At 59.6% G+C, this 12,725-nt stretch carries 9 protein-coding genes; 4 read left to right on the top strand and 5 right to left on the bottom strand.

Features of this window, described 5'->3' with window-relative positions; translation table 11 throughout:
* Position 1: 1 nt before the first annotated feature.
* From BBOMB_RS06570 to trmD, 3 genes are all read left to right on the top strand, one after another.
* Positions 2-235 (top strand): RNA-binding protein, encoded by a 234-nt coding sequence (locus BBOMB_RS06570; protein WP_044087620.1) that lies wholly within the window; start codon positions 2-4, stop codon positions 233-235.
* Positions 232-1,014 (top strand): ribosome maturation factor RimM, encoded by a 783-nt coding sequence (gene rimM / locus BBOMB_RS07720; RefSeq protein ID WP_052377567.1) that lies wholly within the window; start codon positions 232-234, stop codon positions 1,012-1,014. The genes BBOMB_RS06570 and rimM overlap by 4 nt, the downstream gene beginning before the upstream one ends.
* 99 nt (positions 1,015-1,113) lie before the next feature.
* Positions 1,114-1,998, top strand: a complete 885-nt coding sequence (gene trmD / locus BBOMB_RS06560; protein WP_044087621.1) for a tRNA (guanosine(37)-N1)-methyltransferase TrmD — start codon at positions 1,114-1,116, stop codon at positions 1,996-1,998.
* A gap of 351 nt (positions 1,999-2,349) precedes the next feature.
* On the opposite strand, the gene BBOMB_RS06555 is transcribed toward trmD, so the two are convergent.
* The gene (locus BBOMB_RS06555; RefSeq protein ID WP_044087622.1) at positions 2,350-2,925 is read right to left on the bottom strand and encodes an RsmD family RNA methyltransferase; all 576 of its coding nucleotides are present in this window, start codon (positions 2,923-2,925) and stop codon (positions 2,350-2,352) included.
* Between the two features lie 422 nt (positions 2,926-3,347).
* Positions 3,348-5,972, bottom strand: coding sequence for an ATP-dependent DNA helicase RecG (locus tag BBOMB_RS06550; protein ID WP_044087623.1), 2,625 nt, complete (start codon positions 5,970-5,972; stop codon positions 3,348-3,350).
* Positions 5,973-6,113: 141 nt separating this feature from the next.
* Here BBOMB_RS06550 and BBOMB_RS06545 point away from each other — a divergent pair, with 141 nt between their 5' ends.
* Positions 6,114-7,058: an AEC family transporter gene (locus BBOMB_RS06545; RefSeq protein ID WP_044087624.1), complete on the top strand. Its 945-nt coding sequence runs from the start codon at positions 6,114-6,116 to the stop codon at positions 7,056-7,058.
* A gap of 207 nt (positions 7,059-7,265) precedes the next feature.
* On the opposite strand, the gene BBOMB_RS06540 is transcribed toward BBOMB_RS06545, so the two are convergent.
* From BBOMB_RS06540 to BBOMB_RS06530, 3 genes are all read right to left on the bottom strand, one after another.
* Positions 7,266-8,816 (bottom strand): Maf family protein, encoded by a 1,551-nt coding sequence (locus tag BBOMB_RS06540; RefSeq protein ID WP_044087625.1) that lies wholly within the window; start codon positions 8,814-8,816, stop codon positions 7,266-7,268.
* 493 nt (positions 8,817-9,309) lie between these two features.
* Positions 9,310-10,563: a homoserine kinase gene (locus BBOMB_RS06535; protein WP_081867432.1), complete on the bottom strand. Its 1,254-nt coding sequence runs from the start codon at positions 10,561-10,563 to the stop codon at positions 9,310-9,312.
* Positions 10,564-11,070: 507 nt separating this feature from the next.
* Positions 11,071-12,420 carry a homoserine dehydrogenase gene (locus BBOMB_RS06530; protein WP_044087626.1) on the bottom strand — a complete coding sequence of 450 codons (1,350 nt, stop codon included), beginning with the start codon at positions 12,418-12,420 and terminating at the stop codon, positions 11,071-11,073.
* Positions 12,421-12,725: the final 305 nt, after the last annotated feature.

The raw sequence follows: 12,725 nt of genomic DNA, 5'->3' as shown, positions 1-12,725 counted from the left end.
GTTGCTCGCGCAGGCTGTGGAACATCTGATCAGGAACATCGTTGACTTCCCCGACGACGTCTCGGTGAAGTCGCATGAAAACGGTCGTGGTGAACTGCTCCGGGTTCGCGTGAATCCAGAAGACACGGGGCGCGTCATAGGCCGGCAGGGCCGCACTGCGAACGCGATTCGCACTGTGGCGCAGGCGCTTTCCGACCATAGCGTTCGAGTCGACATCATGGACGTGCGTCGGTGAACGGCGAGACGACAGGTTCGCAGCAGGTAGACCCGCAGCAGCATGAACTGTTGCGGGTCTGCCGTATCGGCCGAGCGCAGGGACTGAAGGGCGAAGTCAACGTGACCACTTTCACCGATGACCCCGAACGCCGGTATGCGCCCGACAGCGCTCTGACCGCCGTCAACCGCCATATCTACTCCACAAGGCCGCAGGAGATCGGCACGAAGAAAAGCATGGAAGGCGTGGAGGATGCGGCCGCCAGGAACGGTGGAGATGCCGCCAGGGGCGGGAGAAACTCCGGAAACGCTGGAAGCACACAGAACGCCGGAAGCACCGTGAACGCACGGAACGCTCAAACCGATCAAGATATTGAATATACGGAATACAGCGTGCAATCCGCTCGAATCCAAAAAAACCGCTGGGTTCTAAAACTTTCCGGCGTGAATGACCGCACTGCGGCCGAAGCCCTCAACGGCACCGATTTGTATGTTCAGGCCGACGACGCCGAGGAAATGATGGAGGAAGACGCCTGGTACCCCAAAGACCTACTCGGACTTACCGCCATCCTGGACGAGAGCAACGCCATCGGCGCGCCGGCGGGCCAGGTCGTCGGGAAGGTTGTGGACGTCAACGATACCGGTGCCCAGTGGCTTTTGAAAATACGTCTCGCCAACCCTCCTGCGGAGGCCGAAGCAACGGCCCTGGTGCCGTTCGTGGATGCCATCGTACCGCAGATCGACCTTGAAGCCGGCACACTGACGCTCGACCCTCCTGGCGGTCTCATTCCAGGGTTGTAAAGCAATCACCACAAAACATATCCGAACGAACCCGTTGCCGGACGCGCCCAAGTTGCGCGACCTCACCTCAGTGCAACTTCCGTGAACAACTGGAATCCAATGAAAATCGACATCATAACCGTTTTCCCCGAATATTTCACCGCACTTGGCATCGGACTGTTCGGAAAAGCCCAGGAACGAGGGCTGCTCCAAGTCATCACGCACAATCTTCGCGACTGGACTCACGATGTGCATCACTCCGTGGACGATACGCCGGTGGGCGGGGGCGCCGGCATGGTGATGAAGCCCGAAGTCTGGGCGGAGTGTCTTGACGAACTGTTGGGAATGAAGGCCGAAACGGAAGAGACCTCCGGCATGACCGGAAACGAACTTGGCATCGCCCGGCATCCAGCCGATGCAGCACCAGCACCATCGCCGCAGGAAACAAGTACGGATGCCCGCCCCATACTCATCTTCCCCAATCCCTCGGCTCCATTGTTCAACCAGAAGGCAGCCACCGAGCTTTCACACGCCCGACACCTCGTTTTCGGCTGCGGACGCTACGAGGGCTACGACGCGCGCATCCCGTGCTATTATCGCGATCGTGGACTCGACGTGCGGGAATATTCCATCGGAGACTATGTCCTCAATGGAGGAGAAGCCGCCGTGTCGGTGATGCTTGAAGCCATTACGCGGCTCATCCCAGGTTTCATGGGCAACCCGGACTCCATCGTGGAGGAATCGTACACCGGCTCGAACGCATTGCTCGAACATCTGCAATACACGCGTCCCACCACTTGGCGAGGATTGACCGTCCCCTCCATCCTCACCAGCGGCGACCACGGCAAAGTGGACAGGTTCCGCAGGGACGAGGCGCTTGAGCGAACAGACCGCATCAGACCGGATCTCATCGAGGCCTTAGATTGCTCGGCGCTCGACAAAGCCGACAGGAAAACGCTGGCGAGTTTGGGTTGGGAAGTGTCTGGAACACATCCGCACCGCTGAATCGGGAGTGACTCCTGCGGTTTCCCTAAGTTACGTTCTTATCGAGTTTTTGCGTTTCCAGGGTTTTGCTGTCCTTTCCGAGTTCGACTACCTTTCAAGATTCGCCAATCCCCTCTCACGGCCCCGTTCGTTGTCCGTTCCTAGATTTCCTGCTCTTTCGTAGCATCTCCGCCATTGCCGCGGCACCACGTTCCGGCTTCCGCACCTCCGGAAGCCGTCTGCCGTCCGCCCCATATTCATTAGTGAGATTTTCACACAATCAGGACGGTATTGCCCCTCGTCCACTGGAACTGCAACGCTTGTGCTACTTACTTCGGCAAGAAGCCAAAAGACAGGATCAAATCAAACCCGTCAAAGGACGGAGAATGTGAATACTTTTGTCTCGCCATATTCACGACAATCATCGATGGTCCAACGTTTCGGAGCCTCCAGGGCCTGGGAACGAACGGAGCGCTCGAAAAGCATGATTGTCTCTTCATTCACGGCCGGGCTGTCCGTCAGATCGATGATGAGTGCGTTACATGCCTCCGTGCTGAACGCATAAGGCGGATCGGCCAGGATAAGGTCAAATGCGGGACCATGATAACCGGCGGCGAACCGTTCGGCACGTTTGCGCATGACTCGAGCGTGCATGGCGGAAGGATCCCATGAACGTTGCATAGTCAGGGACTTCAAGGTGCGTGTGAGTTCCACTGCGGCTGGGCCCGCCGACTCGACGGCGAGCAACTCATTGGCCCCACGCGAAAGCGCCTCGATGCCCAGTGCACCAGTACCGGCGAAAAGATCGAGCACCCGCGCCCCATCAAGCACGCCGAGGGCATCAAGCCGCGAAAACATGGCTTCTTTAGTGCGGTCAGTGGTAGGTCTGGTACCGGGCTTGGCAGGCGGCAACTGGAACCCTTTGAATCGGCCTGAGATAATGCGCATACAGCCACTGTAGCGTCAGGCCTGCCGCACAATCGGTGCGGCGAATGCCTAACGAGCGGCACGGAAGGGAGACAAAGCCAAGAAACGGCACAAATACTGCCACCGCACGGCATGACACGTGGCAACTGAACGTAACCGCAATAACTTATGCCACGAAACGGCACAACATGCAACCAACACCACAGACCCGTCACAGCCGACACTACCAACCTCTGCCCAACACGCAGAACCTTTTACGGCTGAACCCGCAGACGCCTTTGCAGATGACACCACAACCCGCCACAGCCGATGGCTCAATACAGCATACCTATGCAGCAAGCGCTGCGGTTCACGTCAGCATAAGGTAATCAAGAACGTCACTCGATGTGGACGCAGCCACACGTCCGTAGCTCGGATACGCTAAAACGCTCACCGTTCGGCCTCTAGCTGCTGAGAATCTGTTTTTCCGTGCCACGGGTGAAGTCCAGGACGGCACCAGCCAAGTCAGGGGCACCCTTGAGATCGGGATCCCCTTCAAGCAACCGTTCGGCGCGCTTTCTTGCATCGACGATAATGGCCTTGTCCTTAACCACGCGCAACAGTTTCAACCCGGATTTGCCTCCGGACTGCCGGTCACCGACGACGTCACCGGCACCACGCAGCTCAAGATCCGCCTCGGCAATCCGTGCACCGTCGCTGGAAGTTCGAATCACCTCAAGGCGCTCCTGCGCGATGCTCCCCGGCTCGGCGCGGGAGATGAGGAAAGCCCACGCATCCGTGCCGCCACGGCCCACACGGCCACGTAGCTGATGTAGCTGCGACAAACCGAACCGATCCGCATCGAAAATGACGATACAGCTGGCCTGAGGCACGTCAACGCCCACCTCAATGACCGTGGTGGAAACCAGAACCGGGGTTCGCCCCGATTTGAAATCGGCCATCACCCGGAGTTTGGTCTCATCATCGTCGCGCCCGGTAAGCGTTGCGAACTCAACGCCTTGGAATTGCGGCAACACTGAGAGTCTAGCCTTCATCTGACCAACTGAATGCAAGGGTGCCTTAGGTTCGCCGGTTCCGTCACCCTCCGAATCGGAGGTGCCTTCGAACTCCACAAAATCCGGCTCCGTGAAGCCCTGCCCCGTTCCTTCCTTGTGGCGTTGCGCGCCCGCGCCAGCCGTGTTGGCAGATGCTGCATCGACCTTAGACACACCAACCACCCCGCCGTTAGCCGCGCCAGCCACACTACTCGCGCCACCCGCGCCAATCACACCCACACCATCGTCCGCCTCATCGGAGTCCTCCTCGATACGAGGGCAAACGATGTATACCCGCTCCCCTGCATCGATACGCCGCCGCAGATGCGTGAACATGCGTGACATCGTGACATTGTCCGCCTCAGGCACGACCACGGTCTTCACAGGCCTACGCCCTCCCGGCAGCTGCGTGAGTTCGGAGACGTCAAGGTCACCAAACCAGGTCATGGCGGCCGACCTCGGTATGGGAGTCGCGGTCATGACCAGCATGTGCGGAGCCTTACCCCCTGGGATAGGTTTCCCATCAGCATCCTTCGTGTTGAGATCCTTCACCACCTCACGTTGCTCCACTCCAAACCGATGCTGCTCGTCGATGACCGTGAGCGCGAGGTTCGGAATCTGCACGTGCCTGGACAAAGCGGCATGGGTGGCCACGATGATGCCCGGCGAACCATTGGCCATGCGAGCCAGAGCCTGCCTTCGCTGGGACAGCTTCATGCCGCCTGTAAACAGAGTGACATCCACCGGTGTGGCGAGCTTGGAAACCATGGAACCGATCGTACGCTCATGCTGTTCCGCCAGCACAAGCGTAGGGGCCACAAGCAAAGCCTGACCGCCGGAGGCCACCGCCTGAAGCATAGCCGCAAGAGCGACGACCGTCTTGCCGCTGCCGACCTCACCCTCAAGCAGCCGCTGCATAGGGAAGAGACGCTGCATGTCCATGCCCATTTCGTCTATCACCTGACGTTGACCCGAAGTGAGGTCGAACGGGAGTGAATCGATGAATTCCTCTCGCAGTCCGGTTTGCGTGCATGGGAAAGCATGGGCCGTGCGCGACTGCTGGCGGGCCTGCAAAACAGCAATCTGGGATACGAACGCCTCTTCATACCGCAGCGTCTTAAGACCTTCTGCGAACTGCTCCACGCTATGAGGGTCATGAACTGCGGCGAACGCGGCGGCCCGGTGCAGCAAGCCGCATTCGTCGATGACTTTTTGCGGGAGCACGTCGGGGACGAACGGAGCACTGACCGCGTGGATGCTCGAAACGTCCTCCTGGAAGCCGTCGGTGCCCGAGAGCCGACCCAGGGCCTTGCCCGAAGCCGAGGAAGAATTCGGCATCGCACCCTGTTCTTCGGTTTCGTGGTCCGACTCTACCAGAACGCCCAACGCCTTGAGCAATACCAGAATTACCTCGTGGATATGTTCGCTGGAGATACGCGAATTGGCGTGGTATATCGGTCGAGGCCTGCACACATGAAGCAGGGCTTCGGACTGGTTTGAGGCGTCGAATTTGAGGCTGCCCGGTGATGCGAGCGCCGCGGACGGACGGTCCGTGGCATCGGCAACGCCGCCGATGCCCGCAAGAGCCACCGTCAGCACTTCAGGGTGCATGAACTGTGGCTGGTTGTTGTACTCGCCCAACGTACCGGCCACCACCACCTGTGCTCCGGAATGCATCCGCATGCCAAGCCAGTCCATGTACGGTTTCTTGTGTGAGAAGAACGTGAGTCTCACCAACGATGCAGGGACATGGCGCGATGCCGCGAAGACGGAATCGTCGACCATCGCCTCGAACCGGTAGCCTCGCCTGCCTCCCATGGGGATGATTTGGAAGCCACGTACCACTGCGGGAAATGCCAACGCCTGGCCGACCTGTACCTCTCCTACCGCACGAGCGGGGACGGGGTCCGTCACACGGAACGGATAATAGGCCAGAGCTTCCTCCACGGTCTCGATGCCAAGCGATTTGAGTGCACTCACCTTGCGCTTATTGGCTATAAGGTGGGAGATTGGGGTTAACGGCGTCACGTCCATACGACCATTGTAAGGATTCGCACGAACGTCCTTGACAAAGCTGGTTCGAAAAGCCGCATGGCAGGACGCATCACGCTCTTCTCGACAGGGTGAGGCACTATTGAGGCGGGCATACGCAGGAAAGAACGAACTGGAGGCAGTATGACCGGGTTACTTAGCGCGATGCAGGGATTCTTCGTCATCGCCGTGATCATTGTAGCGGGTTATGTGACGGCGCGTATGCGCATCGGCGGCCCCAGCGCACAGATGGTGCTCAACAAGGTGAGTTTCTTCGTCACGAATCCTTGCCTCATGTTTGCGATACTCTCGAAAGAACCCATTTTGGAGATTTTCCATTCCTCCATCGTCGTGGCCTTTTTTTCGGCACTGACGGTGGGTCTACTGTTCCTGCTGCTCAACAGACTGTTCTTCCATATGGGCGCCGCCGACGCGACCGTGGGTGCGCTCAATTCGCTGTACTTGAACTCTAACAACATCGGCCTGCCGATCGCCACTTACATTCTGGGCAACCCCGCGCTCGTGGCGCCTATCCTTGTCATGCAGCAGGCCATTTTCACCCCCATCGCGCTGACGGTGCTCGACATCACGACTTCAGGCAAGACATCGGCCAAGCGAATCCTCATGCAGCCGTTGCATCAGCCGCTGCTCATCGGCTCGTTGGGCGGTATCCTCATATCGGCCTTGGCCGCGAAAATCGGATACTATCCGATTCCGAAGTTCATTTACGACCCCATCAACATCCTGGGGCAGAGCGCGGTCCCCATGATCCTCATGGCGTTCGGCATGTCCATTTACGGCACCACGCCGCTGCAGAACAAGTCGGCACGACCGGCCGTATACACCGTGACCGTGCTGAAAAACGTCATCATGCCAATCATCGCGTTCCTGCTGGCAAAGTATGTCATGGGGTTCTCGGGGAAGGTGCTTTACGCCTGCGTCGTGCTGGCCGCACTCCCGGCCGGGCAGAACGTCTACAATTACGCTGCGCGTTATAAGGCCGGCATGGAATTCGCCCGCGACGGCATCCTGCTTTCCACCGTCACCAGCCCGGTCTGCATAGCCCTCATCGCCGCATTGCTGAGCTGAATGACGATTCACGACGCACGCCGGGAACCAAGACGGAAATGATCAAGACCGGGAAACCAAACGGGAAAGCAAACGGAGAATAATCCAGACCTAAAGAACCAGACCGGGAAACCAAACCGGGAATAATCCAGACCTAAAGAACCGGACCAGGAAACCACACCAAGAAAAACCGACCCAACGAACGGCGAACTCGCGCGGACAACGGATTCACTTGCCCTTGTACTCCCGCGCCAGCCGATCGAGACGCTCGGTGAATCCCGGCCAATCCGTACGGAACGCCGTGAGCAGCTTGAGACCGGCCACGTTTGGCACAGGCACCCAACCTATCTTCAGACTCTCGTCATCATTGGGGTGAGGGTCCACCCGATGCCCGGGCTTCTCGAACGCAATCACCGTGGTATAAGCCCAAGGACCGTGCTCCTCACGATGGGTTCCTACGACCTCGATGTCGTCCGGAGTGATGTTCGCCTCCTCATAGGATTCGCGCAACGCCCCCTCAATCGGAGTCTCACCAGCCGTAATCGCACCGCCGGGAATGCCCCACGTGCCACCTTCCGCACTCCACTGCGCGCGATGCTGCATCACGATATCGGTAACTTCGCCCGTCCGCTCATCGCGCCGAGCAAGCAGAATTCCCGCCGCACCGTGACGACCCCAATGCCTGCTGCCGCAGACGCATTCCACCCACCCGTCACCGGGCTGACGAATACGTCCCTGTGGCGACGTGGCGGCCGCGACACGCAGCTCGATGTCCGAATCCTGAGCCTGCGGCCTAGAGCCAAAGCCTGGCTGAACCGCGGAAGTGTTCTGCCAGTTCCACAGCCATGTCCAGTCGATGCCCAATTTTCCCGTCAAACGCCGCAACAAGGGAAGGCTGATACCCAGCACTCCGCTGGGGTCTCCCTCAACACTCTCGATGAACGGGCCGCCCAATCCTTCCAGAGTGAAGCATCCCGCCACTTCCAGAGGCTCACCCGTGGAAACATAGGCCTCAACCTGTTCGTCGGTGTAGTCTGCGAACCGTACCCGGGCATGGCTTGCCTCGGTGAGCTCACGGCCGGTGGCGAAATCGATGACGCAGTGGCCTGTCCACAGCTCGCCGGACTTGCCTCTCATTGCCGTCAGACGCTCACGCGCCACCTGCGGAGTATGGGGTTTGCCGAACGTCTCGCCCCCAAACAGGAACATCGAATCGCACCCTATGATCAACGGACCGTGCGACGAACTTTCGAACCCATGCAAACCGGCCATCGCCTCGTCGAGCGGCTCGGTACGGGTGGGAACGGCCAGACCCGAAAAATCTTGCGTGACCGTACGGTCGATGTCAGAAGTGCCGTCGGACGAATGCTTCACATCTGCGGGCCGGAATCGTGCATCTGCCACCGGGGGTTTCGCGCCTGCGAACCGAGATTGCGAACCAGTCTGAGTCTCATCGGATTGCACGCCACCCGCGCCGGCATCCGTGACCTGCGGCGCCTGTAGCGGGTATGCGGTGACCTGTTCGCCGTGTGCATCCGCCGCCACCTGTGCGACGGAACGATAATATGAAGCCACAGCCCGCGCCTTCGCCCGGGCGAGGATCTCGACGCGCTGCTTCGCATCAAGATCGGCCACACGGCCGCCAAACCGAGCGGCAGCGGCCTCAAGGGCCGCCGGTTCGTCTACATGCGAGACGCTGACATTGGGGTTCACTCCGGCCTGCAGAAGCACCCTGCGGCGCGACGGGGAACTTGAGGCAAGTATCACGGAAACGCTCATATCACTCCAGACCTTACACGCGAAAAGCGGGCAACGTGCGCCCCATGCAACGCACACCCTTCATCATCTGCCCTTCATACTACCCCAATGGGTAATGTTGCGGCTCGCGCACCATCCACAAGCCGCAACACCCTTCACGGCCCCGCCCATAGGCGAACCGCATCACCCATTCATGGTTTGCGCACCATCCACAAGCCACGCATTCGTCAAGCCACGCATTCGTCAAGCCACACGTCCCAAGCCACGCATTCGTTCAACGTCGTACTCGTTCAGCAGCACATTCATCAAACCACACATACATCAAACCGGAATCGAAGGTCACCCGCCGGCAAGAAGAACCGTTGCCGACAGCCAGCCAACACCCCAGCCAGCGGCTAAACCGGCAGGCCGGCAAAACTCAAACCCGCAAGTCACTTACTACTAGTGACCCCGCGAGACACAGCTTTCCGTCAACTGCGCTGGAACGGATACACCGTCGAACGAATCCCCGATGTCAGGAAACGCAAACCGACACGCCGCCGACATTGACGGGAAGGTGGAGCACACGCCAATGTCCGGAATTCAGCTGTCCGGCGGCAGCAGCGTCAATCTGCGAGCGAGCCTGACCATAATGGAGCACCAGAACGCACGGGCCTGCACCCGACACGGCCGCCGCAAAGCCCTGCGAGCGCAACCGCTCGATCAACTCCCATGAGGAAGGCATCAAAGCCTTGCGGTAGGGCTGATGCAGAAGGTCTTGCGTGGCCGCAAAAAGGAGCTGGTTGCCGTGGGCCGCATCCGTACAATTCATGGCGGCCGGCAATAGCGCCACACGTGAGACGTTGTGAACCGCCGAAGCGTATGGAACCCGTGCAGGAAGCGCCTGACGCGCACGTTGCGTCGAAAGTTCGAAATCCGGAACGAACACCGACGCATGGACGTCCGGGCTTACCGGGTAACGGACGGTGTGGAAGCCGGTCTGCAGCGGCTCGGCATCCGCGATCTTAAGTGACCCCGTACCTTCACCGGCCTGTTGTTTCCACGATACCGTAAGCCCACCGTAGACCGCAGGAGCCACATTGTCGGGGTGACCTTCAGCCTCGGCGGCCAACGCGAATATCGGATCCTTTCCCACAGCCGCGCCTTCAGACGAACGTTCAGATGGACATTCAGACGAACGTTCAGACGAAGTTCCCTGACCAAAGGCACCGAGAGAGACATCCCGAACATCGTCACCGAGACCCGCGAATGCCGCGGCCGCGCTGATGCCCGCCACTATGGCCTCGGCCGACGACCCCATGCCACGCGCCTGCGGAATCCGGTTGCATGACTCCAGTGTGAATCCGAACCTAGGAAGCCCGAACGTACGGCAGGCCCGACGGAACATGGAGACCACCAGATGGGTCTCATCACGCGGCAGCGTGTCTTCTCCCTCACCGTGGATGATGACGCGGACACCGTCCGGTTCCGAGCCGCCGGCGCTCATGGGGCGGTTCTGTGCTGAACCGTTCGCAGCGGGATTGCGGGTGAAGGTGAGTTCGTCGTAGTAGTCCAGCGCCAGACCTACGGAATCGAATCCCGACCCGAGGTTTGCGCTGGTGGCCGGGACTCGAACCTTCACCTGGCTTATGACCGGGCGAGGCGTATCGGGGAGCGGGTCCGTTCTTGCAGCGCCGAAGGCACCGTTCACGTCATTGATGCCGTTGACCGTATTGATGCTAGTGCCTCCATTGCAATCAGCGATGCCCTTGATGTCATTGACAGCCATACATGCCTCCTTGGGATGGATTGTATAACGCGATGTGTGTCATTGCCTCGACCTCAACGGTGAGGCGCTTGCCGGTCTCGATTCCGACGCCGGGTTCGGGTTCGGGTTCGGATGTTTGGTGACTGATGTTCGAGTTCAGGCTTTGGATATTTGAGTTCCGATATTCGGGTTCGCATATTCAAGTTCGGATGCCGGAACTCAGGTTCAAACTGCTGGGTCGTACGCCCCGTGACTAAAAACGGGTCTCTTCACGGATTGCCCGTCGCAGGGCGGTTGTTGCTGGCTCATATTGCTGATTGTCGAGCGCAGGCTTCGGATCCTGCGCTCCGGTGCGGCAGCCTGCGGCAAAACGTGGCGGTACGGAATCCATGAAGCGGCATGCACGTTACGGAATTCACGGTACGGACGCCGGGTGCGTGCGAACCAACCACGGACTCGCTCCCAGGTCGGACACGCGAAGCCTGCACACTGTGATTGCGCCACCGAACGCCGTTCTCCATGTCCGTCCTATTCCATAACGCGCAGAATCGAAGGCTCACCCACCACGAAGCTGAAGTCACAGATATCCTTGATGCATTCTCGCAACGTGACTTCGTTGCAATGATGCGTCACCAGGCGAAGCGTCTGAATCTCGCCCGAATAGCCGGGATCGTGCGGGGTGGGCTGCAGGTCCTGGTTGATGCCGTTGATGGACAGCCCGTAATCGGCGAACTTCTGGGAGATTTTCGCCAATATGCCGGGGCGGTCGCAAATCTGGAACCGTACGGCGAAGACCGCCTGAGAAGCGCTCAGAGGAGCCTTGGGAAGGTCGTTGTACAGTTCGATGGCCTGCCCGGTCGATCCCTGTGCGATATGGCGGGCAACCGTCACCACATCACCCACCACCGCCGAAGCGGTCGGCGCCCCGCCGGCACCGCGCCCGTAGAACATGAGGTCATCGGCGGCCTCGGCATGGACGAACGCCGCGTTGAAGCTGCCACGCACGGATGCCAGCGGATGGTCAAGAGGAATCAACGCCGGGTACACGCGGGCCGACACCCCGGCCTCGCCGTTCTCAACGACAGCCAGAAGTTTGACGACCTTGCCTTCGGCCGTGGCCGCGGCTATGTCATCGGACGTGATTCTCGTAATGCCTTCGACTGCCACGTCGTCGATACCGATGTCGGTGTGGAAGGCCAACGATGCCACGATTGCCGCCTTATTGGCGGCATCGATTCCCTCGACATCGCCCGTGGGATCGGCCTCCGCGTAGCCCTTCTCCTGTGCATCCTTCAATGCCACGTCGAAATCAAGCCCTTTGGTGGTCATCTCATCGAGAATGTAGTTCGTGGTGCCGTTGAGTATGCCCAGGACGCTATCGACCCTGTCGCCGGAAAGCGACTCGCGCAACGGCCGAATGAAGGGGATGGCTCCTCCCACGGCGGCTTCGAAATAGATGTCCGCATGATGGGCAGCCGCGGCCCGATAGAGTTCAGGGCCGAACTTGGCGAGCAGAGCCTTGTTGGCGGTCACCACCGAAGTGCCGGCGTTCAGGGCCTGCAGCACCAGCGTGCGGGCCGGCTCCAACCCGCCGATGAGTTCGACCGCGATATCGGCGCCGCGAACCACCGCCTCAGTGTCCTCGGTAAGCAAGGCCTTGTCAAGCCACGGATAATCGACATCGCTCGGATTGCGGCAAGCCACGCCGGAAAGCCTGATTGGCCGCCCTATGCGGTTCGTCAGCTCATCGCCCTGCTCCACCAGAAGGCGCGCGGTCTGAGAACCCACCGTCCCCGCTCCGAGCAGCCCCACATTGATGGGAACGTCTTCTCTTCCGTCTTCCCGACCGCGAACCCCGGCGGCAGCCTGATCTGCCATATTCTTCCCCCACCGTCTCGTTGCTTGGTTTCAGCTTCAATAGTACGGAAAGAAAACGACAGGTGCCCCTTCGGTTCCAAAACGGACCTTCGGATTTCGAAAGACAAACGCCCAGACTCTAAATAAGTTAAACAATGCAGCCGAAGACGACAAACTACACGAACACACGTCACCAGCACTTCACAAAGCGCCCTCCCCGGCGGGTTCAAGGCAGCCCAGCCAGCAGTCCTTGCCCCGGGCGCATTCTCAGACAAGGTTCAAGGCGGCTTTTCCGGCAGCGTTCCCGAGACAGGCCCAGAACCACG

It is taken from the genome of Bifidobacterium bombi DSM 19703, assembly GCF_000737845.1.
Classification (GTDB): Bacteria; Actinomycetota; Actinomycetes; order Actinomycetales; family Bifidobacteriaceae; genus Bifidobacterium; species Bifidobacterium bombi.
Note: the sequence above shows the minus strand (reverse complement) of the source record. Positions and strands in the feature narration are given on the sequence as shown.